Annotated in this window: 30 protein-coding genes and 1 pseudogene; 9 read left to right on the top strand and 22 right to left on the bottom strand. The window is 66.8% G+C overall.

Annotated features, from left to right (window positions below; all coding sequences use genetic code 11):
* Positions 1–209: 209 nt before the first annotated feature.
* From clpX to loiP, 4 genes are all read right to left on the bottom strand, one after another.
* Positions 210–1,508, bottom strand: coding sequence for an ATP-dependent Clp protease ATP-binding subunit ClpX (gene clpX / locus HV742_RS02875; protein WP_049073183.1), 1,299 nt, complete (start codon positions 1,506–1,508; stop codon positions 210–212).
* A 95-nt stretch (positions 1,509–1,603) separates the two neighbouring features.
* On the bottom strand, positions 1,604–2,257 hold the full coding sequence (gene clpP, locus HV742_RS02870) for an ATP-dependent Clp endopeptidase proteolytic subunit ClpP (RefSeq protein ID WP_049073182.1): 654 nt from the start codon (positions 2,255–2,257) through the stop codon (positions 1,604–1,606).
* 4 nt (positions 2,258–2,261) lie between these two features.
* The gene (tig, locus tag HV742_RS02865; protein ID WP_049073181.1) at positions 2,262–3,572 is read right to left on the bottom strand and encodes a trigger factor; all 1,311 of its coding nucleotides are present in this window, start codon (positions 3,570–3,572) and stop codon (positions 2,262–2,264) included.
* A 167-nt stretch (positions 3,573–3,739) separates the two neighbouring features.
* A complete protein-coding gene (loiP, locus tag HV742_RS02860; RefSeq protein ID WP_006386184.1) occupies positions 3,740–4,495 on the bottom strand; it encodes a metalloprotease LoiP in 756 nt (251 codons plus the stop codon).
* 260 nt (positions 4,496–4,755) lie between these two features.
* Here loiP and HV742_RS02855 point away from each other — a divergent pair, with 260 nt between their 5' ends.
* Positions 4,756–5,301 carry a TIGR00645 family protein gene (locus tag HV742_RS02855; protein WP_049073180.1) on the top strand — a complete coding sequence of 182 codons (546 nt, stop codon included), beginning with the start codon at positions 4,756–4,758 and terminating at the stop codon, positions 5,299–5,301.
* 90 nt (positions 5,302–5,391) lie between these two features.
* On the opposite strand, the gene HV742_RS02850 is transcribed toward HV742_RS02855, so the two are convergent.
* The 5 genes from HV742_RS02850 to HV742_RS02830 form a co-directional block, all read right to left on the bottom strand.
* A complete protein-coding gene (locus tag HV742_RS02850; protein WP_006225311.1) occupies positions 5,392–5,598 on the bottom strand; it encodes a cold-shock protein in 207 nt (68 codons plus the stop codon).
* A 278-nt stretch (positions 5,599–5,876) separates the two neighbouring features.
* Positions 5,877–6,440 carry a DUF924 family protein gene (locus HV742_RS02845; protein ID WP_063581398.1) on the bottom strand — a complete coding sequence of 188 codons (564 nt, stop codon included), beginning with the start codon at positions 6,438–6,440 and terminating at the stop codon, positions 5,877–5,879.
* Between the two features lie 213 nt (positions 6,441–6,653).
* Positions 6,654–6,857, bottom strand: coding sequence for a cold-shock protein (locus HV742_RS02840; RefSeq protein ID WP_006220190.1), 204 nt, complete (start codon positions 6,855–6,857; stop codon positions 6,654–6,656).
* 374 nt (positions 6,858–7,231) lie between these two features.
* Positions 7,232–7,552, bottom strand: coding sequence for a hypothetical protein (locus HV742_RS02835; RefSeq protein WP_049073178.1), 321 nt, complete (start codon positions 7,550–7,552; stop codon positions 7,232–7,234).
* A gap of 90 nt (positions 7,553–7,642) precedes the next feature.
* The gene (locus HV742_RS02830; RefSeq protein ID WP_175144417.1) at positions 7,643–8,041 is read right to left on the bottom strand and encodes a hypothetical protein; all 399 of its coding nucleotides are present in this window, start codon (positions 8,039–8,041) and stop codon (positions 7,643–7,645) included.
* Between the two features lie 125 nt (positions 8,042–8,166).
* Between HV742_RS02830 and HV742_RS02825 the strand changes: the two genes are divergently transcribed.
* Positions 8,167–8,457, top strand: coding sequence for a DUF2513 domain-containing protein (locus HV742_RS02825; protein ID WP_049073176.1), 291 nt, complete (start codon positions 8,167–8,169; stop codon positions 8,455–8,457).
* A gap of 75 nt (positions 8,458–8,532) precedes the next feature.
* On the opposite strand, the gene HV742_RS02820 is transcribed toward HV742_RS02825, so the two are convergent.
* From HV742_RS02820 to HV742_RS02810, 3 genes are all read right to left on the bottom strand, one after another.
* Positions 8,533–8,805 (bottom strand): hypothetical protein, encoded by a 273-nt coding sequence (locus tag HV742_RS02820; protein ID WP_054415822.1) that lies wholly within the window; start codon positions 8,803–8,805, stop codon positions 8,533–8,535.
* Between the two features lie 124 nt (positions 8,806–8,929).
* The gene (locus HV742_RS02815; RefSeq protein ID WP_049073174.1) at positions 8,930–9,325 is read right to left on the bottom strand and encodes a RidA family protein; all 396 of its coding nucleotides are present in this window, start codon (positions 9,323–9,325) and stop codon (positions 8,930–8,932) included.
* Positions 9,326–9,351: 26 nt separating this feature from the next.
* Positions 9,352–10,503 (bottom strand): DSD1 family PLP-dependent enzyme, encoded by a 1,152-nt coding sequence (locus HV742_RS02810; RefSeq protein WP_175144416.1) that lies wholly within the window; start codon positions 10,501–10,503, stop codon positions 9,352–9,354.
* A 143-nt stretch (positions 10,504–10,646) separates the two neighbouring features.
* Between HV742_RS02810 and HV742_RS02805 the strand changes: the two genes are divergently transcribed.
* Entirely contained in the window at positions 10,647–11,564 is a 918-nt protein-coding gene (locus HV742_RS02805; protein WP_175144415.1) for a LysR family transcriptional regulator, read from the top strand.
* 24 nt (positions 11,565–11,588) lie between these two features.
* On the opposite strand, the gene HV742_RS02800 is transcribed toward HV742_RS02805, so the two are convergent.
* Entirely contained in the window at positions 11,589–11,987 is a 399-nt protein-coding gene (locus HV742_RS02800; protein ID WP_054415825.1) for a RidA family protein, read from the bottom strand.
* Between the two features lie 45 nt (positions 11,988–12,032).
* Complete coding sequence (locus tag HV742_RS02795) at positions 12,033–13,223, bottom strand: MFS transporter (protein ID WP_049073170.1); 1,191 nt, start codon at positions 13,221–13,223, stop codon at positions 12,033–12,035.
* A 136-nt stretch (positions 13,224–13,359) separates the two neighbouring features.
* Between HV742_RS02795 and HV742_RS02790 the strand changes: the two genes are divergently transcribed.
* The 3 genes from HV742_RS02790 to HV742_RS02780 all read left to right on the top strand — a co-directional run bounded on the left by HV742_RS02790 (position 13,360) and on the right by HV742_RS02780 (position 14,963).
* The gene (locus HV742_RS02790; protein WP_054415827.1) at positions 13,360–13,938 is read left to right on the top strand and encodes a TetR/AcrR family transcriptional regulator; all 579 of its coding nucleotides are present in this window, start codon (positions 13,360–13,362) and stop codon (positions 13,936–13,938) included.
* A gap of 132 nt (positions 13,939–14,070) precedes the next feature.
* Positions 14,071–14,556, top strand: a complete 486-nt coding sequence (locus HV742_RS02785) for a hypothetical protein (protein ID WP_059271406.1) — start codon at positions 14,071–14,073, stop codon at positions 14,554–14,556.
* A gap of 101 nt (positions 14,557–14,657) precedes the next feature.
* Entirely contained in the window at positions 14,658–14,963 is a 306-nt protein-coding gene (locus tag HV742_RS02780) for a hypothetical protein (protein ID WP_049073167.1), read from the top strand.
* A gap of 25 nt (positions 14,964–14,988) precedes the next feature.
* On the opposite strand, the gene HV742_RS02775 is transcribed toward HV742_RS02780, so the two are convergent.
* The 3 genes from HV742_RS02775 to kdsA all read right to left on the bottom strand — a co-directional run bounded on the left by HV742_RS02775 (position 14,989) and on the right by kdsA (position 16,620).
* Complete coding sequence (locus tag HV742_RS02775; protein ID WP_231891601.1) at positions 14,989–15,249, bottom strand: hypothetical protein; 261 nt, start codon at positions 15,247–15,249, stop codon at positions 14,989–14,991.
* A 138-nt stretch (positions 15,250–15,387) separates the two neighbouring features.
* Entirely contained in the window at positions 15,388–15,696 is a 309-nt protein-coding gene (locus HV742_RS02770) for a carbohydrate isomerase (RefSeq protein WP_049073166.1), read from the bottom strand.
* A gap of 66 nt (positions 15,697–15,762) precedes the next feature.
* Positions 15,763–16,620, bottom strand: coding sequence for a 3-deoxy-8-phosphooctulonate synthase (gene kdsA, locus HV742_RS02765; protein ID WP_049073165.1), 858 nt, complete (start codon positions 16,618–16,620; stop codon positions 15,763–15,765).
* Positions 16,621–16,857: 237 nt separating this feature from the next.
* On the opposite strand from kdsA, the pseudogene HV742_RS32195 reads away from it, so the two are divergent.
* The 3 genes and pseudogenes from HV742_RS32195 to HV742_RS02755 all read left to right on the top strand — a co-directional run.
* Positions 16,858–17,418, top strand: a pseudogene (locus HV742_RS32195) (HD domain-containing protein); the annotation flags it as partial.
* A 48-nt stretch (positions 17,419–17,466) separates the two neighbouring features.
* Complete coding sequence (locus HV742_RS32190) at positions 17,467–17,817, top strand: nuclear transport factor 2 family protein (RefSeq protein WP_302478775.1); 351 nt, start codon at positions 17,467–17,469, stop codon at positions 17,815–17,817.
* Between the two features lie 44 nt (positions 17,818–17,861).
* Positions 17,862–19,079 carry a DUF1444 domain-containing protein gene (locus tag HV742_RS02755; protein ID WP_175144413.1) on the top strand — a complete coding sequence of 406 codons (1,218 nt, stop codon included), beginning with the start codon at positions 17,862–17,864 and terminating at the stop codon, positions 19,077–19,079.
* Between the two features lie 33 nt (positions 19,080–19,112).
* Here HV742_RS02755 and aqpZ read toward each other — a convergent pair whose 3' ends face one another.
* From aqpZ to HV742_RS02730, 5 genes are all read right to left on the bottom strand, one after another.
* A complete protein-coding gene (aqpZ, locus tag HV742_RS02750; protein WP_049073162.1) occupies positions 19,113–19,823 on the bottom strand; it encodes an aquaporin Z in 711 nt (236 codons plus the stop codon).
* A gap of 142 nt (positions 19,824–19,965) precedes the next feature.
* Entirely contained in the window at positions 19,966–20,547 is a 582-nt protein-coding gene (locus HV742_RS02745) for a glycerol-3-phosphate responsive antiterminator (protein ID WP_175144412.1), read from the bottom strand.
* 1 nt (position 20,548) lies between these two features.
* Positions 20,549–22,105, bottom strand: coding sequence for an FAD-binding oxidoreductase (locus HV742_RS02740; RefSeq protein ID WP_049073160.1), 1,557 nt, complete (start codon positions 22,103–22,105; stop codon positions 20,549–20,551).
* The gene (locus tag HV742_RS02735) at positions 22,102–23,781 is read right to left on the bottom strand and encodes a glycerol-3-phosphate dehydrogenase/oxidase (protein WP_063584935.1); all 1,680 of its coding nucleotides are present in this window, start codon (positions 23,779–23,781) and stop codon (positions 22,102–22,104) included. The genes HV742_RS02740 and HV742_RS02735 overlap by 4 nt, the downstream gene beginning before the upstream one ends.
* A complete protein-coding gene (locus HV742_RS02730; RefSeq protein WP_175144411.1) occupies positions 23,778–25,316 on the bottom strand; it encodes an FGGY-family carbohydrate kinase in 1,539 nt (512 codons plus the stop codon). Before HV742_RS02730 ends, HV742_RS02735 begins: the two co-directional genes overlap by 4 nt.
* Between the last annotated feature and the right edge of the window lie 12 nt (positions 25,317–25,328).

Here is a 25,328-nt window from a genome sequence, read left to right as displayed (position 1 = left end):
ACCGGGTATACCCGGACAGCCCCGTCAGTTACGTCTGTTATGGGAACAATAGCCGAAAATTCAAGATCCCGGCGGCCGGATAAACAAAACCTTAAAAAAAACGGCGGCCGGCATCCTGTTTCATTGGACACACTGCGGCAGTGTGCGTTCCATCAGGGGGCCGGAGACAAAAAAACCCGTTACGGAAACGGGTTTTCTTGAAATATCCGTCAGGCCGCCGCGTCGCGGACTTCTCCGCGCTCGGGCTTTTCGGCCGCCCCTTCCTCGTCGGCGTAGATCAGCAAGGGCTTGCCCTCGCCTTCGATCGCGCCTTCGTCGAGCACCACGCGCTTGACGTTGCCTTGCGACGGCAGGTCATACATGGTGTCGAGCAGGGCCTGCTCGATGATGGAACGCAGGCCACGCGCGCCGGTCTTGCGCTTGAGCGCCTTGCGGGCGATGGCCTTGAGCGCGGCCGGACGCACGTCCAGTTCGGCGCCTTCCATGGCGAACAGCTTCTGGAATTGCTTGAGCAGGGCGTTCTTGGGCTCGGTGAGGATCTGCACCAGGGCGGCCTCGTCCAGCTCGTCCAGCGTGGCGACCACCGGCAGGCGACCGACCAGTTCGGGGATCAAGCCGAACTTGATCAGGTCTTCGGGCTCGACTTCGGAGAACAGCTCGCCCACGCCGCGCTCGGACTTGGCGCGCACGGAGGCGGAGAAGCCGATGCCGGACTTTTCGGTGCGGTCGCGGATGACCTTTTCCAGCCCGTCGAAGGCGCCGCCGACGATGAACAGGATGTTGGTCGTGTCGACCTGGACGAAGTCCTGGTTGGGGTGCTTGCGCCCGCCCTGCGGCGGCACCGAGGCGACGGTGCCTTCGATCAGCTTGAGCAGGGCCTGCTGCACGCCCTCGCCCGACACGTCGCGGGTGATGGACGGGTTGTCGGACTTGCGGGAAATCTTGTCGATTTCATCGATGTAGATGATGGCGCGCTGCGCCTTCTCGACTTCGTAGTTGCAGTTCTGCAGCAACTTCTGAATGATGTTCTCGACGTCTTCACCGACGTAACCGGCCTCGGTCAGCGTGGTGGCGTCTGCCATGACGAACGGCACGTTCAGCATGCGCGCGAGGGTCTGCGCCAGCAGCGTCTTGCCCGACCCGGTGGGGCCGATCAGCATGATGTTGCTCTTGGACAACTCGACTTCGTCGCCCTTGATCTCGCCGTGGCGGATGCGCTTGTAGTGGTTGTAGACGGCCACCGCCAGCATGCGCTTGGGCGAGGTCTGCCCGATCACGTACTGGTCCAGGAACGTCTTGATTTCAGCCGGAGTGGGCAGTTCGGAACGAATCGCCGCGCGCGCGGTCGCCTGCGCTTCCTCGCGGATGATGTCGTTGCACAAGTCTATGCATTCATCGCAGATGAATACCGACGGACCCGCGATCAGCTTGCGGACTTCGTGCTGGCTTTTATTGCAAAACGAGCAATGCAGCACTTTTGCGTCTGCCGATCCCTTTTTTTCAGGCATATGTATTCGTATCTCAGGTAAAGAAGCGCCGGACCGGGTGAAGGGCCCGGCGCTTACTCAAACATGGCAACAGCGGGTGGGACTCAACCGGGAAGTCAGCCTTCCGAACGGGAGGTCATCACCTTGTCGACCAGTCCATACGATACCGCATCTTCGGCGGACATGAAGTTGTCACGTTCAGTGTCCAGGGCGATGCGCTCGATCGACTGGCCGGTGTTGTCGGCCAGGATGCGATTGAGACGCTCGCGCAGGTCCAGGATCTCGCGAGCCTGGATCTGGATGTCGGAGGCCTGCCCCTGGGCGCCGCCCGAGGGCTGGTGGATCATGATGCGCGAGTTGGGCAAGGAAAAGCGCTTGCCCTTCTTGCCTGCCGCCAGCAGGAAGGCGCCCATGCTGGCCGCCAGGCCGGTGCACAGGGTCGACACGTCCGGCTTGACGAACTGCATGGTGTCGTAGATGGCCATGCCCGCGTACACCGACCCGCCGGGCGAGTTGATGTACAGGGAAATGTCCTTGTCAGGATTCTCCGATTCCAGGAACAGCAACTGCGCCACGACCAGGTTGGCCGTGGCGTCGTTGACCGGGCCCACCAGGAAGATGAGCCGCTCGCGGAGCAGGCGCGAATAGATGTCGTAGGCGCGTTCGCCGCGCCCCGACTGCTCGATCACCATGGGAATGTAGCCCAGGCCGGTGGGGGTCACCGACGACCCGCCATTCATTGCCGCATAGAAATCGGTGAATCTCTGCATAGTGTTACGCCATCCCCATCAACTGATCGAAAGGCACCTTTTCGTCGGTGACCTTGGCCTTTTCCAGAACATGCGCGACGACGTTGTCTTCGAGCACGATAGCCTCGATTTCAGCACGACGCTGGCGGTCGGCCAGGTAATAGCTGACAACCTGGGCGGGTTGTTCGTAGTTTTCCGCGAACTCTTCGATGCGGGCGCGGACCTGTTCCGGCTTGGCCTGCAGCTGGGCTTGCTTGACCAGTTCGGACACCAGCAGGCCCAGGCGCACGCGGCGCTCGGATTCGGTCGAGAAGGCTTCGGCCGGGATCGGCACCGACTCGGCGTTCGGCACGCCACGCTGCTTGAGCTCTTCGCGGGCGGCGGCGATGCGGCTTTGCACGTCGTTGTCGACCAGCGCCTTCGGCACGTCGAACTTGCCGGCTTCGACCAGGGCGTCCATCACGCTGGCCTTGGTGCGGCCTTGCGAGCGCACCTTGACTTCGCGTTCGATGTTGCTGCGGATGTCGGCCTTGAGCTTTTCGACATCGCCTTCGGCCTGGCCGAGCGACTTGGCGAATTCGGCATTCAGTTCGGGCAGCACGCCTTCAGCCACTTCCTTGACGGTGATGGTGAATTCGGCGGTCTTGCCGGCGACTTCCTTGCCTTGGTAGTCATCGGGGAACTTGAGCGGGAAGACCTTGCTTTCGCCAGCCTTCAGGCCGCGGGCGGCTTCTTCGAATTCCGGCAGCATGCGGCCTTGGCCGAGCACGAACGGGAAGTCTTCGGCCTTGCCGCCATCGAACGGCACGCCGTCGATGGTGCCGGCGAAGTCCAGCGTGACGCGGTCGCCGTCTTGCGAGGCGCGGCCTTCGCGGGCTTCGAACGTGGCGCGCTGCTTGCGCAGGACGTCCAGGGTCTGCTGCACTTCGGCGTCGGTGACGGCGGTTTCATAGCGGGTCACGGCCAGGGCCGACAGGTCCGGCACGGCGACTTCGGGGTAGACCTCGAACGTGGCGGTGAAGGCCAGCGTGTCATCGCTGACGCCTTCAGTCTTGGGTTCCAGGTTCGGGGCGCCGGCGACGCGCAGCTTGGCGCCATCGACGGCTTGTTCGAATGCACGGCCGACCTGGCTGTTGATCACGTCGTAGCGGATGCCGGGGCCATGGCTGCGCTCGAGCATGGCGAGCGGCGCCTTGCCGGGACGAAAACCGGGAACCTTGGCGGTGCGGGCCACGCGCTTCAATTGCGCCTGGACTTCCTTTTCGACGTCGGCCACCGAGACGGCCAGATCAACACGGCGCTCGAGGCCGGAGAGGGTTTCAACCACAGGCTGCATTAAAAGACCTATTTTCCGAGAGATATGAGATGACGGGCGGATAAACGCGGCATTTTACCGGAAACTTCCGGACCCCTGACGCAAAGGGGCGCGAGCACCCGGATAAGCCCGGATGCTCGCGCCCCGTTTTCCACCCCGAAAGGGCGGCAAATGCCCGCCAGGGCGCTTTATTTGGCCTTGGCGATGCGATCTTCGATGTGCTGCGCGCGCTTGGCCGAGGACGGGTGCGAGCTCATCATATCGCTCTTGCCGCCGTCCAGTTCGGCCAGCTTCTGGAACGCCGTCACCAGACCGCGGGTGTTCAGCTTCTTGGCCTGCAGCTGGTCGAACGAGTAGTCGTCGGCGGCGCTTTCCTGCGATTGCGAGAACTGCGCGTTGATGAACTTCTCGGTCAGGTCGCCCAACTGCGACGAGTTCAGGGCGGCGACCGTGGCGCCACCGGCGGCGCCGGCGGCGTCGCGCGCGGCCGAAACGGTGTAGGCGGTCTGCATCGCCTTCTTGCTGTGGCCCAGCGCCACGTGGCCGATTTCATGGCCCACGACGCCCAGCACTTCGTCGTCGGTCATCATGTCCATCAGGCCGCTGTAGACGCGGATGCAGCCATTGGCCATGGCCCAGGCATTGACGTCCTTGGTGATGTAGACCTTGTAGTTGGCCTTCTGGCCATTGACCGTGCCGCCCAATTGCTTGGCGATCTTCTGCAGGCGCACGTCGTACTTGCTGCCGGGGGCCGCGATCTTTTCCTGGGAATCGCTCTGCGCGCAAGCCTTGTCCGACAAGGTCTTGATTTCGGCATCGCTCAGCGTGGCGGCCTGCACCACCTTGCTGCCAGCGCCCACCAATCCCCCGATATCGAGCGCATGCGACGCGGAATAAGGGGCGAGTGCGACGGCCAGCGCGGCAACGGTGTAGCGGATCTTCATGGCAAAAACTCCTCTTGACTGACTCTGTGCGAGTGAGGCGGCAATTCTATATACGCCAAAAGCATTCAAACCGTTTCGCCACAGAGTTTCGCAAATGCGAATTTCTCTTACACAAAAGGCATGCGCGGGGCTCCTTACCGTGGTAAGTACCTGCGCCGCGACTCGGTGTTGTCATCAAAAACAGATTTCGGAGCAGTCCGAGATTGATAGAATTGCCGCCGCGGTTTTTCCCGCGCTTCCCATAACGGCTCGCACCCATCATGACCCCCCACACCCCTCCCCGCCTTGGCCTGCTGCCAAGCCTGATTTTCAGTTCGCGCTGGCTGCAACTGCCCCTGTACCTGGGCCTGATCGTCGCCCAGGGCGTCTATGTGATGCTGTTCCTGAAAGAACTTTGGCACCTGCTGACCCATGCCACCAGCTTCGGCGAGATGGAAATCATGCTGTTGGTGCTGGGCCTGATCGACGTGGTCATGATCTCGAACCTGCTGGTGATGGTGATCGTCGGCGGCTACGAGACCTTCGTGTCACGCCTGCGCCTGCAAGGCCACCCGGACCAGCCGGAATGGCTCAGCCACGTCAACGCCAGCGTGCTCAAGGTCAAGCTGGCCATGGCCATCATCGGCATTTCGTCGATTCACCTGCTGCGCACCTTCATCGAGGCGGGTACGCTGGGCACGCCCAACGCGCGCTTCTCCGAGGCCGGCGTGATGTGGCAGACCATCATCCACGCCCTGTTCATCCTGTCGGCGCTGGGCATCGCGCTGGTCGACAAGCTGGCCACGCCTTCGCACGCCAAACACTGAGCGCCTTGCGCCAAATGAAAAGCCCCGCACAGCCGTGCGGGGCTTTTGTCTTTGTGGCGGGCCGCGCGGCGGCGCGCCACAACCCTGGGATCAGGCCGCTACCTTGATGTTCTTGGCGCTGGGGCCCTTGGGCCCCGTGCCAACCTCGAACGTGACGCGCTGATTCTCCTGCAGCGATTTGTAGCCTTCGCTGCGGATTTCCGAGTAGTGGGCGAACAGATCCTTGCTGCCGTCGTCGGGCATGATGAAACCGTACCCTTTTTCGGCGTTGAACCACTTGACGATGCCGGTTGCCATGGAATTTCCTCGAACCTAAAGAAGCGATTGCTCGCGGGGCGCCAGATCATCAAGGATGGGAGAGGAAGCCACTGCAGCACCACTGACCGCGACAAGTTAAACGCAGACCGCGTCGCTTGAGAATCTCGCTAAACCCAGTGTATTGGCGAACCGCGAAAAACGTCAAATATGCGGCCATCGCGCAAGCCGCGCCGGGCCTGGCCGCGCGGCTTTTTTCAACTGGCCATGCGCCGATACAAGCAGATACGCAGAGGTCCTGGCGCCGTCCGGCACGGGTGTCAGCCGGCGAAGCCGCCCGAGTCGAGGAATTCCTGTTCCGGCTGCGTGGTCTGGCGGCCCAACGCGGCGTTGCGGTGCGGAAAGCGGCCGAAGCGCTTGATGATGTCGCGGTGCAGGACGGCCCAGCGCACCGCGTCCGCGCCAAGCGGCTCCATCAAGGCCACCGCGCGATTCTGCGCGGCCACGGTCTCGGCATGCTCGAACGGCATGTAGAAGAACTGGCGCAGCGCCGGATCGACCGCCAGGTCGTGGCCGGCGGCGATGGCGCGTTCGGCGAACACCAGCGCCAGCGGATCGGTGGCGAACATGTGGGCGGTGCCGCGAAAAGCGTTGCGCGGATACTGGTCCAGCAGGATCATGAGCGCCAACGCGCCCTCCGGCGCATCGAGCCAGCCATCCAGCTGGCGCGCGGCGGCGGCCATGTGGGCCTGGCCGCAGAATTGGCGGAAACGCTCGTCGAACGCCGCGTCCTTGGTGAACCATTGCCGCGGCCCGGCTTCGCGCCAGAACGCCACGATGTCCTGCGGTTGCAGGGAAACTGGGGCGGATCCGGGGTGGGTCATGGGTATCGTCCTGTGTCGGTTGCGAGCGCCGCGCCGGGCGGACGCGGCGACGGAAAACTGCGGCAAGGATACCGCGAGCCCGCCGCAGGCGACGCGTTGGCCGCGCGCGACACCCGTGCGCCACCCGCCGGACGGCGGAAACGACAAGGCTCCCCGAGGGGGAGCCCAGACGCAAAAAAGCCCCCGAAGGGGCTTTTCCGAAAACGCAGGACCTTACAGGACCTGAATCTTCGTGGCTTGCGGGCCCTTGGGGCCATTGGCCGTCACAAAGCTGACGCGCTGGTTCTCTTCCAGAGACTTGAAGCCCGAGCCCTGAATTTCGGAGAAGTGAGCGAACAGGTCCTTACCACCCGCTTCCGGGGTGATGAAGCCATAGCCTTTTTCCGAATTGAACCACTTAACGACGCCGGTTTCCATACTGTATTTCCTAGAGATAATGGGCAAATGCCCGGAGGTCACGAATCAATCAAGGAGGGGACAGTAGAACAATAACGCTGAGCCGGAAAAGGCACGGCACTGAACGAAAATCGCAACGCTTGTGATCGTGTGCCGACACTATCGTTATGTTCCCCTCACAAGTCAACATAATCCTAAAAAATACGTGCCAATAATGCAACAAAGAGAAACTGCGGACAGAATTTACACGTTTTCATAGGCAAAAAGAACGCCTGCATAGGTGTAAACACCCACGCATCATAAAAAAACAATCAAGGCTTATATAAATGCCCGGCCCCCAAAACTCGCATGAACTCATACGCCGTTTGGGCGGGCACTTTGGTTTGCCGCCAGGCTTACTCGTCGATAGGTAAACCCAGCAAGTCGAGTGCCGCGCCAAAAGCATCGGGACCCGAGCAAAGGAAAACCGCCACGTCGCCGGGATTGATATTCTCCAGGACCTGGTCGATTTGGTCTTGCGCATTATCAACATTGTCGACACTGGCAGCGTGTATGTCCGCTCCACCTTCGACCTTTTCGGGGGGCACGATATCGGCGATCGCGTTCAGATCAGTCACGCCCGTCACGACATAGGCGCTGATGCTCTCGCCATCCAGCGTTGTGTGCAGCTCAACGCCGCCCGCCACGTCGGCAACATGCCGACTCAGTATTTCCATGATCACTCTTCCTTGACTTGCGGGCCGAGCCCGCCTGGGCGCGCCCGCACGGATGCGCACACGCCCAGGCGCGACTATAACAGCCTTATGCTAAGACTTCCTGACAGCGGGGCCGAGCGACCGGCGCGCCGCGCCGGAGGTGGCCGCGACGCTGCGGGTGCGCACGCCGGCGCCGGTCAGCGCGGCCAGCAGCGGCTTCTGGGCGTCCAGGAACACGGCCTTCTCGTCGTCAGCCAGCTTGCACACGAACATCTGCGCCAGCAGCTGGGTGCGGCGGGCCTTGCGGTTGTCGGCCTCCTGGGCCAGCCAGGCGGCCACCCAGTCGGCGGCGGCCTGCGCGTCGCCCTGCTGCTTGATGTGTCCCAGCAGGTCGAACACGGTGACGCCGGTGATGGCGCCGTCCTCCGCACGGGTCAGGAAAAGCTTGGCGGCCTGGCCGGTATAGCCGGGGACCAGGGCGAGGCAATCGCGCTCGGCGGGTTTCTTCATCGGTACTGCCTGTAACGGTTGTCGGTAATCCCGCACTGTAACCCGGGCCCGCGGGCTGTCGCTTGGCCGCCACCGAACTCTGCTATCGTCGGCCTGTTTCTTCCCAACCTGCAACGGCGGACATCATGCAACGCGATTTCGATCTGGTCGTCACCATCCTGGGAGCCCTGCGCGACGCGCCCGGCCCCAACCTGAGCACCCACGACATCAAGGAAGCGGCCCTGGCCCACGAACAAGGCCTGCAACTGGTCGCGCACCACCTGGACCTGCTGGCGGACGCCGGCCTTGTCAAGCAAGTCAGCGAAACGGCGGCCACCGCCGGCGACACGCGCTGGCGCATCACCTGGAAGGGCTACGACGCCCTGGAACAGGATGAAGAGGACGAGGACGACGAGGATTTCGACGCCGAGGAATGAACCCTCCGATCAGCGCGGGCGGCGCGGGCCGCCGCGCATCGGGACAAGCCCCCCCGGCCGCCCGGCCGGGCGCGCTCAACGGCGCCGCAGGATGCGGCGCGTCAACAACGCCGCCGCCGCGCCGATCACCAGGCTGAACATGAACGCGGCGATCGCCAGCATCGCCGACTGGTCGCCGAAGCCGGCCGACCGCGACAGCACCGCCACCGCGGCGCAGACCGCCGCCGCCAGCGCGGCCACGCCCGCCAGCACCCGGCCGGGTGAACGCAGCCGGCCGCAAAGCGAGCCGCCCACCAGCGCCACCGCCACCATGGCGGCCATGGACCAGAACAGGTATTCGTACTGCATGCGGACGGACTCCCCGGGGGTGTTGAGGCGCTCGCATTATAGGCGGAGGCGCATGCTATCCGTCCCCGAGACCAATCGCCGCGGGAGCCGCCTGGCGCGCCCTGCCCGGCCGCGGGCCTGATCGTCAGGCCTGCGACGCGACGGCGATGGCACTGATCTCCACCAGCGCGCCATAGTGCAGTTCACGCGTCGGCACGATGGCGCGGGCCGGGCGATGATCGCCGAAGCTGCGTTCGTAGACGCTGTTGACCTCGTTCCACAGACCGATGTCAGGGATGTAGACGGTGACGTTGACCACCGATGCCATCGACGCGCCCGCGGCCTGCAGGATGGCCGCCACGCTGCGCAAGGCGGCCTCGGTCTGCGCGGCCGCGCCTTGCGCCAGTTGCGGCCGCTCGCCGGGCTGGGCCGGCGGCAGGAACCCGAGCTGGCCGGAAACAAAGACGAAGCCGTTGGCGCGCACGGCCTGGGAGTAATGGCCGGCGGGCGGCGTGGCGTGGGGGGTGTGTATGGTGTCCATCTTGACTCCTGTCCGGGGCGGCGGGACTACCAGCCGCGAAAGCGCTGCCACTGGGCCACGACGGCGCGGTCGCCGCTGCGTACGACCTGGTAGGCGTCGTGCTGGGCGCAGGTGGCGCAGGCATGGTTTGGCACGATCCGCAGTCTGGTGCCCAGCGGCAGATCCGGCAAGGCGGCGGCGCTGCTCGCCCGCAGTTTGACGATGCCCTGCTCCTGGTTGGTTTCGGCCAACAGCAAGTCGGGGTAGACCTTGCCGTCGGCGTCGCATACCAGGCCGTACAACTGGTCCACCGGCTGTTTGGCGGTGCCACGATCGCGCGACATGGCCATCCAGCCCGCGTCCACCAGGATCCAACCTTTGTCGGGCTGGTGGCCGATCACCGTGGTCAGCACGGTGGCGGCGATGTCGTCCACGGCGCATACGCCGAGGCCAGCCATGACCAGGTCGAAGAATACGTAGACGCCGGCGCGCACCTCGGTCACGCCGGCCAGGTTGCGGGCGAAGTGGGCGGTGGGAGTGGAACCGACGCTGACCACCGGGCATGGCAGGCCGGCGGCGCGGATCGCCTCGGCGCAACCGACCGCGGCGGCGCGTTCCTGCTCGGCCATGTCGGCGATGGCCTCGGTGCTGCGGCAGCCGTAGGATTCACCGGCGTGTGTCATCACGCCGCGCAGACAGTGAGCCGCGTGCAAGGTGCCAGCAATCGCCAGCAACTGGTCGGTCTGGCCGGGTTGGACTCCCGCGCGATGGCCATCGCAGTCGATTTCGATCAGGGCGGGAATGGCCGCGCCCTCCTCGCTGGCGCGCGCGGCCACGGCGCGGGCGGCCTCGACACTGTCAACCACCACGGTGAGGTCGATTCCGCGGCGGCGCAGCGCCAGCACGCGATCGAGCTTGGCCGGGGCCACGCCCACCGCGTACAGCAGATCGGTCACGCCGGCGGCGGCGAACTGTTCGGCCTCCTGCAGCGTCGAGACCGCCGCCGGGCCTTGCGGACGGGCCATCAGGCGGCGCGCGACGTCGATCGACTTGGGCGTCTTCAGGTGCGGACGCAGTTGCACGCCGTGGCCAGCCATGAGGCCGTTCAGGCGCTCGATGTTACGCATCATGCGGGTTTCGTCCAGCAACAGGCAGGGCGTTTCCAGCGTATCCAGGGTGGCGGCGGGAGCAGAGATCATGGCGATATCGACGGGACAGGAACGGGCGGGACGGACGGGAGCGACGCGGACGCCGCCCCGGCGGATCCGCATGCATGGAGTATGGCGCGCGCCGGGCCTTGCGTGTTTAATAAGGACTTAATCAATCATTAAGGCTTTCCTGAATGATCACGACAGACGACCTGCGCTTCTTCCTGAGCCTGGCGGCCACCAGCTCGCTGGCCCAGGCGGCGCGCGCCCTGGACGTGACGCCGCCGGCCGTGACACAGCGGCTGCACGCGCTGGAAAAGCGCCTGGGCGTGCGGCTGGTCAACCGCTCGGGCCGCGGCACCGCGTTGACCGACGAAGGCCGGCTGCTGGCGCTGCGCGCCGGCCAGATCTGCGGCGAACTGAATGAATTGGCCGATGAGCTGGCCGGACGCCGCGGCGTGGTCGCCGGCCATCTGCGCGTGGTGGCGCCGCTGGGATTTGGCCAGCGCTATGTCGCCGGGCTGGTGGCCGGATTCCGCGACGGACAGGCCGACGTGACCGCCAGCCTGACATTGTCGGACGGCCCCCCCCGCCTGGCCAGCGACGACTGGGACGTGATGATCCATATCGGCGAACTGCGCGATTCCACCCTGGTGGCGTATCCGCTGGCGCCGAACCGCCGCATCCTGTGCGCCTCGCCCGCCTACCTGGCGCGCCATGGCGCCCCCGCCAAACCCGAGGACCTGCGCGACCATGACTGCATCGCGCTGCGCGAGAACGAAGAGGATGTCACGTTGTGGCGCTTCAAGCGCGGCCGCGGCCCGGCGGTGGGGGTGCGCATTGCGCCGGTGCTGTCGAGCAACGCGGGCGCGGTGGCGGTGGCCTGGGCGCTGGCCGGCCATGGCATCGTGGCGCGATCGGAATGGGACGTGGCCGAGCATGTGAAAGCGCGCACGCTGGTGCCGCTGCTGGCCGGCTGGAACCTGCCGGAAGCCAATGTGGTGGCGCTGGTGAAATCGCGCCAGGAACTGCCGGCGCGCACGGCGGGATTCCTGGCGCATCTGCGTGGGGCCTTCGCCGTCACGCCATGGCGCGACAAGCCCCAGGAATGAGCTGCCCGGGCCGGGGCCGGCAGGTCAGTCCAGCATCGCCTCGGCTTCGATCTCGATCAGCCATTCGGGCAGCGACAGGCCGCTGACGATGATCCATGACGACGGCGGCGGGTCTTTCGGGAACCGATCGCGCAGCGCCTGGGCGATCACCTCCTGGTCTTCGCGCGCGGTTTCGCAGATGTAGATACGCAGCATGATGACCTGCGCCAGGGTCGCGCCCGCGGCGGCCAGCACGCGTTCGACGTTGTCCAGCGCGGCCTCGGTCTGTTCCTGCAGGCCGGGCCCGACAGTGCGCTCCTCGGCGTCGACGCCGACCTGGCCGGACAGCAGCATGCGGCGCTGGCCAGTGACGATGACGGCCTGGCTGAAGCCGTATTGCACGCTATTGAAAACCGTATCGGGATTGAGGACGGTCCGGGTCATGTCTGTTCTCCTGGCGGCCGGTGTGTTGAGGAAGTCATTCTAGGCTCAGGCCGTGGCCGGCGCGGGCCGGGCGGCACGGGCCGCGTACAGCGCCACCAGCAGCACCACCGCGCCGGCGCCGACGGCGGTCCAGAAGCCCGCGCCCACGCCGTGGTGGTCGACGATCCAGCCGGCCAACGCCGCCCCCGCCGCCACGCCCGCGCCCAGGCCGGTTACCAGCCAGGTCAGCCCTTCGGTCAGGCGCCGCCCTGGCACGGTGCTTTCCACCAGCGCCATGGCGATGATCATGGTCGGCGCGAACGACAGTCCCGCCAGCAGCACCCCCAGCGACAGGGTCAGCAGGTCGCCAACCAGCAGCAACGGCAAGGTGGTCAAGGCCGTGACACTGGCGGCGATCGCCAGCATGCGCGCCAGCGGCATCTGGAACTTCAGTACGCCGAATGCCAGCCCCGCGACGCAGGAGCCGAACGCGTAGGCCGACAGCACCACGCTGGCGCCCGCCGGCACACCCTGCTGGCGGGCGAAGGCCACGCTCAACACATCGATGGTGCCGACGATGACGCCCATCGCGGCCATCATGGTGGTCAGTTGGCGCATCAGCGGCACTGCCAGCACGGAGGTTTCACGGCCCTCGACGCGCGGCTGCACCGCCGGCGCGGTGGACCGCTGCATGACGAATGCGGTGACCCCCAGGCCCAACAGTAACGCCGCGCCAAGCGGGCCGGCCTCCGGGAACAGGATCACGCACAGGCCCACCGCCAGCGGCGGCCCGATAATGAAGCTCAACTCATCCAACACCGATTCGAGCGCGTAGGCGGTGCGCAGCTGCGGGCGGTCGCGATAGATTTCCGTCCAGCGCGCCCGCGCCATGGCGGGCATGCTTGGCAGGCTGCCGGCCAGCGCCGCGAACACGAACAAGGTCCAGTCGGGCGCCTGCAGGCGCACGCACAGGGCCAGGCCAGCCAGGCCGGCCACGCTGGCGCCGGCAGCCAGCGGCAGGATGCGTCCCTGTCCGTGGCGATCCACCAGCCGCGAAATGCGCGGGGCCAGCAACGCCGTCGCCAGCGCGAACGTGGCCGCCACCGCCCCCGCCAGGGTGTAGGCGCCACGCACCTGGGACAACATGGTGATGATGCCGATGCCGATCATGGGCAGGGCCAGCCGCGCCACGGCGCAGGCGGCAACGAAACCGGCGGCGCCGGGCGCCTGGAACAATTCGCGATAGGGATTCGACACCCGATACCTCTGGGGTTGTTGCAGGCCGGGGGCAACGGCCACCGGACAGATTGACATACGTAACGTATGTGAGATCGTATTCACCTACGGGGCGAATGTCAATTAACATACGCCCCGTAGGTAAATGGAGCCTGACATGTCGCGATCACGCGCCGAGATGATTGAGGAAACCCGCGGAAAACTGCTGGCGACGGCGCGCGCGTCGTTCCGCCGCGCCGGCTACGCGGGCACGTCGATGGATGATCTGACGGCGGCCGCGGGACTGACCCGAGGAGCGTTGTATCACCATTTTGGTGACAAACAGGGTCTTCTGGCCGCGGTCGCCGCGCAGATCGACGGCGAAATGGAGCTGCGGCTGCAGGCCATTTCCCGCGACGCGCCCGACGCCTGGACCGCCCTGCGCGAGCGCTGCCGCGCTTATCTGGCGATGGCGGCCGAACCTGAAATCCGCCGGATCGTGCTGCAGGACGCGCGCGCGATTCTGGGCCAGGCGGCCTCCGTGCAGGAACAATGCACCGCCTCCCTGGCCGACCTGTTGCGGGCGCTGATGGAACAGGGCGTGATCGCGCCGGCCGAGCCGCGCGCGCTGGCCCGCATGCTGCACGGCGGCCTGGCCGAGAGCGCCCTATGGATTGCCGAGGATGAGGGCCAGACACGCCTGGCGCCAGCCCTGCAAGCGCTTGATCTGCTGCTGCAAGGCCTGCGCCAGCCCTGATCCCCGTCCGGGCGCGAGACAGCCCTCGCCGCAAACGCCGCCGTCGCGCATAATGCAGCACAACGCGCCCGGCCCCCGCCTCTGGCGGCCCGCCACGCCCTCTCCCGCAAACTGGATTTCTTGCCCCGCAACATGAAGCTCCTGCGCCATTCCCTCCTGGCCGCCCTGCTTGGCTCGGCCGCGCTGTCGGCCGTCGCGTCCGCCCAACCGCCGGCGCCGGAGATCGCGCAGGCCTTGGTGGGCAAGTGGCGGCACCAGACCATGCTGCGCACGGTCGACGGCCAGGCGCTGCCGCCGCAGCCCTCGGGCGGCGCGGGCGTGGCCGAATTCCGCAGCGACGGCACCTGGTCGATGCAAGGGCCGGATGCGGTATCCAGCGGCACCTATCGCTGGCTTGACGCCAAGCGCATCGAACAGACGCTGGAGCAGTCCACCACCCGATACGAAATCGGCGTGGCGTCCATCCGCTACGTGAAGATCCAGGGCGACCACCTGACCCTCACTCGCGTCCAGGATCGCAAGGAAATCGACAAATTAATGCCGTCGCCGGCGCCGGATGCCAGGCGCCCGGACCAACTGATCGTGACCAACATTTTCACCCGGCTCCAGGCGGACTGACCCGCGACCGCGCCCGCCAGGCGCGGCATCCGCCAGACGCGGTATGGAAGATTGCAACCTTCTTTGCTACGCTGGGTCACCCCCGTGGAGGCCATACGACCATGAAACCCAAGATCCGCGTGCTCTGCGTGCAGCCCTCGTCGGTATCGGCGCGCTTCGCCTTCCTGGCGATCGCGCTGCGTTGGTCGTTGGGCGCCACCCCCCGGCCGGCGCGGTTGCGGATCGGGCCCCACGACCTGGCTCCGGTGGGCTCCGAGGCCGCTTTCTGGCTGTTCGCCCTGCGCCATGCGCTGTCGTCGCAATCGATGCTGGTCACGCGCGGTGACCACTGGGACGTCGCCGCTTCGGTCGACGGCGACGAAATCCGCGCCTTTGGGCGCAAGTTCGCCCTGCGCCAGTGCCTTTGAGGCGGCCACCGCCTGCGCCTTTTATTTACAGGCGGATGGGCGGCTTGCGGTGATACGCCGCCAATTGCTCGGCGGTCCAGCGTTGCCGCGCCTCTTCCTGGCAACATGTCCTGAATACCTGGGCGCCGATATCCAGGAAGCGCCGCATGTCCTCCTCGGTCAGCTTACCCTGCACCCTCATCAGGCAGTCCGCGTAGGCGGACAGGATGCCATCCCAACCTTCAGGTTTGCCAGGCGCGACGGGTTTACTGATCATGCGGGCCATCATCTCACTATGGTCCATCATGCTGTTTCCCCCAGAAGCCTCGCCGCGGCCGCAAGGAACCCGGCGATATCACCCGGCAGGCGGCAGCAAGCGCCATGCCCGGCCGACCGCACCGGGCAGATGACGCCAGCACCGTGGAAAAATTACCAGGGGGGCCGGTCAGAATTCCGGCAGGTCGAACACGGTGTGCAGGGTGGAACTGGGGACCGGCACGGAAGCCAGGTGTTCACGCCCGTCGTCGTCGGTCAGCACGCGCACCGCGCGCGACGCCACCGACACGCCATCCACGCTGATCAGGGTCTCGACATCGGCGCCCGCCCTGATCGCCTCGATCACTTCGGACGCGGCCGCGGTCACGGGCTCGCTGACCCAGCCGGGGACGCCGCGCTCGGCCAGGCCCCACCGCACGTAGGCGATATGGCCGCTGACGGCATCTTTACGAACGGCGACGATCGCGTAAAACGACATCCGGGCTCCCCTCAGACTTGGTGGCCCGGATCGTATAACAACTTCGCGGATCCGCGATGACAGCCGTCAGGGTTCGATATCGATGGGCGCAAAGGATTTCACCAGGTCATCCAGCTGCTTGAGCTGGGTCAGGAAGGGCTCCAGCTTGTCCAGCGGCAAGGCGCTGGGGCCATCGCACTTGGCGTTCCTGGGGTCCGGATGGGCCTCCAGGAACAGGCCGGCCAGCCCCACGCCCATGCCTGCCCGCGCCAGTTCCGCGACCTGCTCGCGGCGTCCGCCGGAGGCCGCGTCCAGCGCCGAGCGCTGTTGCAGGGCATGGGTGACGTCGAAGATGACCGGCCGATTGCCGGTGACTTTCTTCATGACGCCGAAACCCAGCATGTCGACGACCAGGTTGTCGTAGCCAAAACTGGTGCCGCGATCGCACAGGATGATCTGCTGGTTGCCGGCTTCGGTGAATTTCTCGACGATGTTGAGCACCTGGGTGGGACTGAGGAACTGCGGCTTCTTGATGTTGACGACGCGGCCGGTCCTGGCCAGCGCCACCACCAGGTCGGTCTGACGGGCCAGGAAGGCCGGCAGTTGCAGGATATCGGCCACTTCCGCGACAGGCGCGGCCTGCCAGGGTTCGTGCACGTCGGTGATCACCGGCACGCCGAAGTTCTGCTTGACCGCCTCGAAGATCTTCATGCCCTCTTCCAGGCCCGGGCCGCGGTAGGAGTGGATCGACGAGCGGTTGGCCTTGTCGAACGACGCCTTGAACACGTAAGGGATGCCCAGCCGGGTGGTCACGCGCTGGTATTCCTCGCAGGCGCGCAACGCCAGATCCTTGGATTCCAGCACGTTGATTCCGCCGAACAGCACGAAAGGCTGGTCGTTGGCGCAGGTGATCGAGGGCGAAATGACAACTTCCGGGGCGGTCATGATGAGGCGGTCCTGTAAAGATGAAGCAGGTGACAAGTGCGTAATGTACAACCAGCCCGGGCCGGATCCCGTCCGCCCCCCGGCTTTTTCGCCATGTTCCAGCGGCTGGACGTCATGCGGCCCGGGACGCCGCCGCGCAGCCGGCAGGGACGTCGCCGCAAAGGTCACGAGATACACTGGCCCTGGCGCAGACCGCTTCACCAGCGTATTGACAACAGACTTACGATTACCTGATCCATGGACACTGCCACCCTGCAAGGCCGGCTCGAATTCCTGCGGCAAGCCGAAAAGCTCAAGGACGTGCTGCGCAGCGCCCGCAGTTCGGGCGGGCGCCAGGAAAGCACGGCGGAACACACCTGGCGACTGTGCCTCATGGCCATGATGCTGGAAGAAGGCCTGGCGGACCTGGACTTCGCCCGCGTCCTGCGACTGTGCGTGGTCCACGACCTGGGCGAGGCCATCCACGGCGACATCCCTGCCACCCGGCAATCCGCCGCCGGCCCCGGCAAGGGCGTCCAGGAACGGCAGGATCTGCTGCAACTGGCCGGCCCGCTGGACGAGGCGGCGCGCGCCCGGCTGCTGGCGTTGTGGGACGACTACGAAAACGCCGCATCGGCCGAAGCCCGCGCCGTCAAAGCCATGGACAAGCTGGAAACCCTGCTACAACATAACCAGGGCGCCAATGCCCCGGACTTCGACTATGCGTTCAACCTGGACTACGGCCGCAAGCACACCGACGCCCTGCCCCTGTTCCGGGAAATCCGGCGGCTGCTGGACGCCGACACCGAAGCGCATATCCGCTGGCAGGCCGCCGCCCGCGCCGCGCCGTCCAACGCGCCCGCCGACGTGGTCCAGCGGCAGCTGGACGCGTACAACGCCCGCGACATCGACGCCTTCATGTCAGCCTGGGCGGACGACTGCCTGTACTACGCCTTTCCCGACACCCTGCTGGCCAGCGGCAGCGCCCAGATCCGCCAGCGGCATGTGGAACGCTTCCAGGAGCCCGACCTGCACGGCCGCCTGGTCAGCCGCATCGTCAATGGCGACATGGTGGTGGACCAGGAAGTCGTCACCCGCAACTTCGCCGACGGGGCCGGCGAGATCGACGTCGTTGCGATCTACGAAGTGCGCGATGGCAGGATCGCCAAGGCCTGGTTCAAGCTCGGCCAGCCCCGACCGCGCGCCAGGCCGGCGTAGCGACGGCGGGTTGTCCGGCGCCGGCCCCTCCTCGTGAGACAAGCATGGGATTCCTCGACTCGCTGTTCCGGCGCAAGCCCACGCAAGACCAGTTCGCCGCGCTGTTCATCGCCGCCGTGCGGCAACGGGGCTTTACCGGCGACCTGGATTACAAGGCCGATGAGTTCCGCCTGGTGCACGGCGAAGGCTCGTATTTCAATCTGCACAACGCGTACCAAGCCTATTGCGACGCCCCCGGCGGGCAACGCCAGGGCGCCTTGCAGGGCTATGTCTCCACCCTGCTGACCAGCAGCCAGACCCGCCCGGCCTCGCTGGCCGAGGCCCGCCCGTTGCTGCGTCCGGTGATCCGCGGCCGCGCCATCCTCGAAGCGGTGCGCATGCACCACCTGCGCAGCGATGGCAACGACGACGATTTCCACCCGGCGCTGCGCCCCTTCGGCGACGATTGCGTGGTGCTGCTGGCGCTGGATCACCCGGAGTCCATCGCCACGCTCACCAACGGGCCCGATGAGGAATGGGGCGTGTCGTTCGACGAGGCCCTGGCCATCGCCATCGACAATCTGCGCGAGTCGGTCGACCACTTCGTGGAAGTGGCGCCGGGCGTGTATGGCGGTGGGTGGGAAGATGGCTACGACATCAGCCGCGCGCTGCTGCCCGACATGCTGGAGCGCATCCCGGCGCGCGGCCGCCCGATATTCATGATGCCCACCCGCGACTTGCTGCTGGTCAGCGGCGACAGCGACGAGGATGGCTTGCTGAAGATGATGGAACTCTGCCTGCAAGTGGTGGAGCACGGCCGCCCCGTCTCCGCCTGCATGTACCGCTACGGCGAGGCCGGCGTCGAACGCTACCAGCCTCGAGGGGAACCCCTCATGCGCCTGCAGGCGCACCTGGCGCGGGTTCTGGCCCAGGGCGATTACGACGCACAGAAAGAGGCCCTGGACCGACTGTACGAAGAGCGGGGCATCGACGTGTTCGTGGCCACCTACAACCTGTTTACCCAGAACGACGACGTGGCCGCGTCATTCTCGCTGGCCACCTGGACGCGGGGCGTGGACACTTCGCTGCCCAAGGTGGATCGCCTGGCGCTGGTGCGGCCCGAGGCCGCCGATGATCTTGGCGAAGTCCGGGTGGTGAGCTGGGAGCAGGCGGCGGCCGAACTGGTGCCGCTGCTCGAACCCGAAGACCGGTATCCGGTGCGCTACCGCACGCGGGGCTTTCCCGATGATGCGCAGTTGGCGCGGCTGCGCGCCGTGGATTGATCGCGCAGGCCCCGCGAACGCGGCATCCCGACCTTATGCCTGCGGGCCTCGCTCGCTCACCAGCCGGTAGGCCAGCGCGCCGATGATCGCGCCCACGATCGGCGCCACCCAGAACAGCCACAGTTGCTCCAGCGCCCAGCCTCCCACGAACAGCGCGGGGCCGGTGGAGCGAGCCGGATTCACCGAGGTATTGGTGACCGGAATGCTGACCAGGTGGATCAGCGTGAGCGCCAGGCCGATCGGGATGGCCGCGAAACCGGCCGGCGCGCGCTTGGAGGTCGCGCCCAGGATCACGAACAGGAAGCCCGCCGTCATCACGACTTCGGTGACCAGGGCGGCCGCCATCGAATACTTGCCCGGCGAATAGGCATCAAAGCCGTTGGCGGCGAAGCGGCTGGCCTGCAGATCGAATCCCTGCTGGCCATTGGCGATCACCGCCAGCACCCCGGCCGCGGCGATGGCGCCCAGCACCTGCGCCACCACGTAGGGCAGGATTTCGCGGGCCGGGAAGCGGCCGCCGGCCACCAGCCCGACCGTGACCGCGGGATTGAAGTGTCCGCCCGAAATGTGACCGACGGCGAACGCCATGGTCAGCACGGTCAGGCCGAACGCCAGCGCGACACCGGCAAAGCCGATGCCCAGCTGCGGAAATCCCGCCGCCAGCACCGCCGCGCCGCAGCCGCCCAGCACCAGCCAGAAGGTGCCGAAGAATTCCGCGCCGCAGCGCTTGGATAGTGGGTACATGTTTCGCCCTCCGCGATTGAAAACGCGAAGGTAGCGCGGGGCCGGCGTTACGACTTCAAAGCAATGCAAATTCCGCGCGATTCTTGACGTTGCTTGACGATGCCGGCCGGCCAGCGGGCCGCCCGGCATCGCGCAAGCCCGCTCATCGCAGCGTTTTGGCGTCCACGCTCCACAATCCCGCATCGCTGGTCGACACCGCCACCGCGCCGTGGCGCAAGGCAGCCGCCACGTCCGCCTGGTTGCAAACGAAACCGGACGCCACGATCGGCGGCAAGGCCTTCAGGTCCGACGGCGCCATGTGGGCCAGCATCGGCGCCGGCATGATCTGCACCAGGTTGGGATCGCTCTGCTCCAGCGCCTTGACGCTGCGCGGCCAGGTGGAACGGTCGGTCACGAACACCTTCTGCATCGTCACCATGCCGGCGCGATTGGCGCGCTGGATGGTGGCGACGCGGGTCGACACCAGGCTCGCCACGCCGATGTCCGCCAGATATTCGACGCCGCCCTTGTCCTGCGACAGGCCTTCGCAGCTGTCGATATTGACGATGAGGTATTTGCCCGCCCGGTTCAGGGCGGCGATCACCGGCGCGAGCCGGCGCAGCTCGACGTTGGCGACAATGCCGATCTCGGCCACGCTGCCAACGAAGGCATTGACCTGCTCCGGCCCGTAGAGCGTGGCAATGACCGGATGCCGCGCCAGGCATGCCCCGAGTGACCTGTCCATGTTATCGCCTGCCTTGATCGTAGAGGCCTTCGTCCGTCAGGCCGAGCTTGCCGGGGTTCAGGAGGTTGCCCGGATCCAGCGCCTGCTTGACGGCGAGCAGCACCGCGAAAGCCGGCCCGAGCGATTCGCGCATGTACGGCGAGCGCAACAGGCCCACGCCATGGTGGTGGCTGAGCGCGGCATTGTATTTGATCAACACCGCGTTGGCCGCATCCCACGCGCGCCGATACCATTGCGCCCGGTCTTCGACCGCGACCTCGCCGCGCAACGAGAAATACAGGCAGGCGCCGTCGACGTAGGCATGCGACTGGTGCGCCGAACCGGCCAGGGTGCCGGGCACGGCATTGACGGCGGCCACCACTTCGTCATAGATGGCCGGCAGGTCGCTCCAGCGCCCCGCCATCTCCAGCGTGTCGGCCACGAAGCCTGGACTGCGCTTGAAGCCCTCGGCGCTCTTGCCAGTCAGGTAGCGGGTATCCAGCCAGCGCTCGAACACCGCCTCGCCATCCAGCGCCACGCCCGACTCACGGCAGACCTCGTCGCTGATATCCATGACCGCGTCGACCATCGGCCGCGGGCCTTCATCGGCCACCAGCAGCACGTTCAGGTCGGGCTGGCCGAACTGCACACCGCTTTCGAGCGCGTCGTACAACCGCAACGCGGCGGGATTGGCGCCGCGCTGCATGATCTGGCGGCAGGCCTGCAGGCCGGCGGCGAAGGTCTCGAAGCCGTAGGCGATGGCGCGGCCGTAATCAGGCAGCCGGTGCAGCTTCAGCCGCACCCGCACCACCACGCCCAGCGTGCCCTCGGAGCCGATGAACAATTGCAGCAGATCCGGCCCGACCGCCGCGCGGGAGTACCCGCCCACCGTGATCAGGCTGCCGTCGGCCAGCACCACATCCATGCCGAACACCATGTCCTCGATCTTGCCGTAGCGGGTGGACAGTTGCCCCGCGCCCCGGCATGCCACCCATCCGCCGACTGTGCTGATGCCGAAAGAGGACGGCCAGTGCCCCATGGTCAGGCCGTGGTCGCGCTGGAGGGTCTGCTCGAACACATCCCCGAACATGCCGGCCTCGACCTCGACGATCTGGCTCTCGCGGTCGATGCCGACGAACCGGTTCAACTGGCAGACATCCAGCACGATGCCGCCGCGCAGCGGCAGCGCGGCGCCGGTGACGTTGCTGCGGCCCGCCGACACGGTGACGGGAAGCGAGGCCGCATGCGCGATCCGCATCACGGCCTGCACCTGGTCGACCGTCGATACCTTGACGATCACCGCGTGCGGCGTGGCGGGACGGCCGGCGGTCTCGGTCATCATCGACCCTGCCCACCAATCGCGCGTCCAGGCCACGGCGTCGGCGCTGGCGGTCAGGACCTCGTCGGCGGCCGCCCGCAACGCCTCGACCTGCGCGGCCGGCACGGACACCGGGTCGCGCTGCAGGCCCGGCTCGCTGCCCGTGCGCGCCAGCCCGGCCGCATAGGCGGGCGGGGTATGCGCGCCGACCACATAGTTGCCGCGGTTGTAGCCGCGCTTGATGGCTTCTTTACTGATCACGTGTCGTCTCCCATGAGTACGGATTTTTCATGTTCGATGGCGGCGCGGTAGCCTCGCACCTGTTCCGCCACCGCTGCGTCGGACAGGCCGAGTTCGGCCTGCAGGATCTGGCCCACGCGCGCGGCGGCCGCGACCGAGGCGTCGCGCGCCATCAGCCGGGCCCGCATGCGACGCGAGAGCACGTCTTCCACCGTGGCCGCCAGTTCGTGGCGCACGGCATAGAGCGCCTCGGCCTCGGTGTACGGCAACCCCGGCACCAGCGGCGCCGCCAAGGCCGGCGCCTGCTGCATCAGGTCGCTGACGAAGCGCGCCTCGGTGCCATAGCGCTCGCCCAGGTGGGCGGACAGGCCGCCCGAGGCCACGATGGCCTGCGGGTCGTAGCCCGCCGCGCCCAGCAGGAAGGCGCGGGCCGTGACGCAGCGCGCCTTGCGCCCCAGCACTTTCTGGGCGGCGTCGATGGTCTGTTCGGCCATGTGGCGCGAGGTTGTCAGCTTGCCGCCGACGATGGTGACCAGGCCATCCGCGGCGACCCGGATTTCATGGTTGCGCTTGATCTCCAGCGTCTTGCCGCCCGGCGGCCCGACCAGCGGCCGGCAGCCCGCGATGCTGCCCACCACGTCCGCGGCGCAAAGGTCGGTCTTGAGCGCCGAACGCGCCCCTTCCAGCAGGAAATCGAGCTCGCGGCGGGTGCAATGGACATCGTCCAGGTCCCCCTCGTAGTCCTCGTCGGTGGTGCCCAGGTAGGACACGTTGCCCCAGCGGGTGATGGTGGCGCGGCGGCTGCGTCCCGGCACCGGGATGGTCACCGTGCAGTCGTTGCGCACCTTCAGCCACGGCACGGCCACGTGCACGCCCTTGGCCGGGCGGATGTGCAAGGCCTGCGGATCGCCCTTGCGGCTGCCGTTCCAGTCGCGCAGCCACACGCCGGTAGCCATGATCACTACGCTGGCGCGCACCCGGATCTCGTCCTGCCCGGCCTGCACGATGGCGCCGTCGATCCTGCCATGGGTGTCGCGCGTGACCTCGATGGCCCTGGCATGGTTCAGCACCGCCGCGCCGTGGAACGCGGCGGTGCGCGCCACCGCCAGCGTCAGGCGCGCATCGTCGACCCGCGCGTCGAAATACAGGAAGCCGCCCAGCAGCCCATCCTGCTTGAAGGTGGGGCAATGCGACAGCACTTCCTCCGGGGTCAGCTTCTGGTGCAGGATGCCTTCGCGCCAGCCGCCGGCAACGTCGTAGGTCCAGAGCAGGCTCTCGAACGCCTTGGCCAGCCGCTTGTCGAAGACCCCGTCGCGCTCCAGCAGCGGGAACAGGAACGGCAGGCGCTGCACCAGGTGGCGGGCGTTGCGCCGCAGCCGCTGGCGTTCGTGCAGCGAATGGCGCACCAGCCCCAGGTTGCCCTGTTCGATGTAACGCAAGCCGCCATGCACCATCTTGGATGACTTGGACGACGTGCCCGACGCGAAGTCATCCTTTTCGACCAGCGCCACGCGGTAGCCGCGCAGGCTGGCGTCCAGCGCGGCATAAGCGCCCGTAATGCCGCCGCCGACGATGAGCATGTCGAAATGCTCGTCGCCAAGCCGGTCCGCCTGCTCCTGCCGAGCCAGCCGCAACGGTTCGCCGCGGGTCATGCCGGCCCTCTCCTTCCTGGGCTTTCTCGATGGCCAGCCGATCATGTCCGCAATGCCTCCTGCTTGTCCTGGGAATACAGGCCCGCGTGGGCCAGTTCGGATTCGACGCGCGAATGCCACAATGCGCGGCGGCGGGCGCGGGCCTCGGCCGCCAGGGTGGGTTGGAATACCGCATCGGTGGCGGCGGTCTGGCGCGCGGCCTGCAGCGATGGCCACAGCAGGCCCGACGCCCCCGCCAGGAAAGCGGCGCCGCGCAGGCTGGCGCGATCGGCCTCCCGCATGCGGCGGATCGGAATGCCGAGCAGGTCGGCCTGGATGCGCAGCAACGGATCGCTGCTGGACAGCCCGCCGCCCACCACCAGTTCCGACACCCGCACGCCCGAAACCTCCTCGTCCGCCTCGATGCAGCTGGCGACCGAATGGGCGATGCCTTCAAGGATCGCGTAGGCCACCTCGGCCTGCGTGGTGGCCATGGAAATGCCGGTCAGCGAAGCGCGCGCGCCGGCTGCCATGCGCGGCACGCGCAACCCGGTCAAGGCCGGGATGAACGTCACGCCGCCCGCCGATTGCGCGGTGGCCGCCAGTTCGCTGATCTCCTGCGCGTTCCTGAACCACTTCAGCTTGTCGCAGACCCAGTTCAGGGCCGAGCCCGTGGTGGCGACGAAGGTCTCGACCGCGAAGTGCGACACCTGGTCCTGACGCCGCGCCGTCATCGTCAGCGAGCCTTCGAAGCGGCCGCTGTTGACGGGCGTTTCGGGGCCGATGATCAGGTCGACGAAACTGCCCGTGCCATGCACGCACATCGCCTGCCCGCGATCCAGGCAGCCCAACCCCACCGCGCCCGCATGCTGATCGCCGGCCGACGCCCGGATGGGCACGGCCAGGCCCAGGAGGTCCGCGCGGGTCTGGCCGAAGTCGTCGGATTCCTGGCGCAAGGCCGGCAGCAACTCGCGCGGAAATTCCAGCGCGTCGATCCAGTCCAGGTAATAGCGGTGCCCGGACAGCACATAGGCGCCGGCCGAGGTGGCGTTAGTGGGCGTCGTCACGCACTCGCGGCGGTCCGACAGATGCCACAGCAGCCAGGTGTCGACGGTGCCGAACCCCAGCCGGCGCTCGCGCCAGGCCTGCCCCACCGCGGGCGAATCGCGCAGGTGGCGCGCCGCCCAGAGATAGGGCGAACGCACCCCGGCCGGGCGGCCCACCTGCTCCAGCAAACGCGGGTTCCAGGCCGGCGCCAGGCGATCGAGTTCGTCGACGTAGCGCGTGTCCTGCCACACCATGGCCGGCACCAGCGCGCGACCCGTGGCGGTGTCCCACAGCACGGCGGTGGCGCGCTGCGTGGCCAACGCCAGCGCCACGATGGCCTGGCCATCCCGGCGCGCCTGCGCGATCACCTTGCGGCACACCTGCAGGGTTCTTTCGAGAATCGCGTCGGCATCCTGTTCGACCACGCCGGGCCGCGGCGTATCGACCCGCAGGGCCAGGTATTCCTGGCCCGACACGTGGCCGTCGCCCGACACCAGGGCCGCGCGCGTCCCCGAGGTGCCGGCGTCGATGGCCAGGATCACGTTGTTCGGCATATTGTCTCCGTC

The sequence above is a fragment of the Achromobacter ruhlandii genome (assembly GCF_902859695.1).
Taxonomy (GTDB): Bacteria; Pseudomonadota; Gammaproteobacteria; order Burkholderiales; family Burkholderiaceae_B; genus Achromobacter; species Achromobacter ruhlandii.
The sequence above is the reverse complement of the archived record's forward strand: the minus strand, read 5'-3'. Positions and strand labels throughout refer to the sequence as shown.

Excerpts from the sequence above, each read along its gene's own strand:
- HV742_RS02785 (WP_059271406.1), top strand. The coding sequence starts at position 14,071 with ATGAAGCTCCTGCGCCATTCCCTCCTGGCCGCCCTGCTTGGCTCGGCC.
- loiP (WP_006386184.1), bottom strand. The coding sequence starts at position 4,495 with ATGAAGATCCGCTACACCGTTGCCGCGCTGGCCGTCGCACTCGCCCCT.
- tig (WP_049073181.1), bottom strand. The coding sequence starts at position 3,572 with ATGCAGCCTGTGGTTGAAACCCTCTCCGGCCTCGAGCGCCGTGTTGAT.
- clpP (WP_049073182.1), bottom strand. The coding sequence starts at position 2,257 with ATGCAGAGATTCACCGATTTCTATGCGGCAATGAATGGCGGGTCGTCG.
- HV742_RS02730 (WP_175144411.1), bottom strand. The coding sequence starts at position 25,316 with ATGCCGAACAACGTGATCCTGGCCATCGACGCCGGCACCTCGGGGACG.
- HV742_RS02770 (WP_049073166.1), bottom strand. The coding sequence starts at position 15,696 with ATGTCGTTTTACGCGATCGTCGCCGTTCGTAAAGATGCCGTCAGCGGC.
- aqpZ (WP_049073162.1), bottom strand. The coding sequence starts at position 19,823 with ATGTACCCACTATCCAAGCGCTGCGGCGCGGAATTCTTCGGCACCTTC.
- HV742_RS02790 (WP_054415827.1), top strand. The coding sequence starts at position 13,360 with ATGTCGCGATCACGCGCCGAGATGATTGAGGAAACCCGCGGAAAACTG.
- HV742_RS02825 (WP_049073176.1), top strand. The coding sequence starts at position 8,167 with ATGCAACGCGATTTCGATCTGGTCGTCACCATCCTGGGAGCCCTGCGC.
- HV742_RS02845 (WP_063581398.1), bottom strand. The coding sequence starts at position 6,440 with ATGACCCACCCCGGATCCGCCCCAGTTTCCCTGCAACCGCAGGACATC.
- HV742_RS02775 (WP_231891601.1), bottom strand. The coding sequence starts at position 15,249 with ATGATGGACCATAGTGAGATGATGGCCCGCATGATCAGTAAACCCGTC.
- kdsA (WP_049073165.1), bottom strand. The coding sequence starts at position 16,620 with ATGACCGCCCCGGAAGTTGTCATTTCGCCCTCGATCACCTGCGCCAAC.
- HV742_RS02855 (WP_049073180.1), top strand. The coding sequence starts at position 4,756 with ATGACCCCCCACACCCCTCCCCGCCTTGGCCTGCTGCCAAGCCTGATT.
- HV742_RS02745 (WP_175144412.1), bottom strand. The coding sequence starts at position 20,547 with ATGGACAGGTCACTCGGGGCATGCCTGGCGCGGCATCCGGTCATTGCC.
- HV742_RS02810 (WP_175144416.1), bottom strand. The coding sequence starts at position 10,503 with ATGATCTCTGCTCCCGCCGCCACCCTGGATACGCTGGAAACGCCCTGC.
- HV742_RS02755 (WP_175144413.1), top strand. The coding sequence starts at position 17,862 with ATGGGATTCCTCGACTCGCTGTTCCGGCGCAAGCCCACGCAAGACCAG.
- HV742_RS02830 (WP_175144417.1), bottom strand. The coding sequence starts at position 8,041 with ATGAAGAAACCCGCCGAGCGCGATTGCCTCGCCCTGGTCCCCGGCTAT.
- clpX (WP_049073183.1), bottom strand. The coding sequence starts at position 1,508 with ATGCCTGAAAAAAAGGGATCGGCAGACGCAAAAGTGCTGCATTGCTCG.
- HV742_RS02850 (WP_006225311.1), bottom strand. The coding sequence starts at position 5,598 with ATGGCAACCGGCATCGTCAAGTGGTTCAACGCCGAAAAAGGGTACGGT.
- HV742_RS02780 (WP_049073167.1), top strand. The coding sequence starts at position 14,658 with ATGAAACCCAAGATCCGCGTGCTCTGCGTGCAGCCCTCGTCGGTATCG.
- HV742_RS02820 (WP_054415822.1), bottom strand. The coding sequence starts at position 8,805 with ATGCAGTACGAATACCTGTTCTGGTCCATGGCCGCCATGGTGGCGGTG.
- HV742_RS02800 (WP_054415825.1), bottom strand. The coding sequence starts at position 11,987 with ATGACCCGGACCGTCCTCAATCCCGATACGGTTTTCAATAGCGTGCAA.
- HV742_RS02835 (WP_049073178.1), bottom strand. The coding sequence starts at position 7,552 with ATGGAAATACTGAGTCGGCATGTTGCCGACGTGGCGGGCGGCGTTGAG.
- HV742_RS02735 (WP_063584935.1), bottom strand. The coding sequence starts at position 23,781 with ATGATCGGCTGGCCATCGAGAAAGCCCAGGAAGGAGAGGGCCGGCATG.
- HV742_RS02840 (WP_006220190.1), bottom strand. The coding sequence starts at position 6,857 with ATGGAAACCGGCGTCGTTAAGTGGTTCAATTCGGAAAAAGGCTATGGC.
- HV742_RS02805 (WP_175144415.1), top strand. The coding sequence starts at position 10,647 with ATGATCACGACAGACGACCTGCGCTTCTTCCTGAGCCTGGCGGCCACC.
- HV742_RS02815 (WP_049073174.1), bottom strand. The coding sequence starts at position 9,325 with ATGGACACCATACACACCCCCCACGCCACGCCGCCCGCCGGCCATTAC.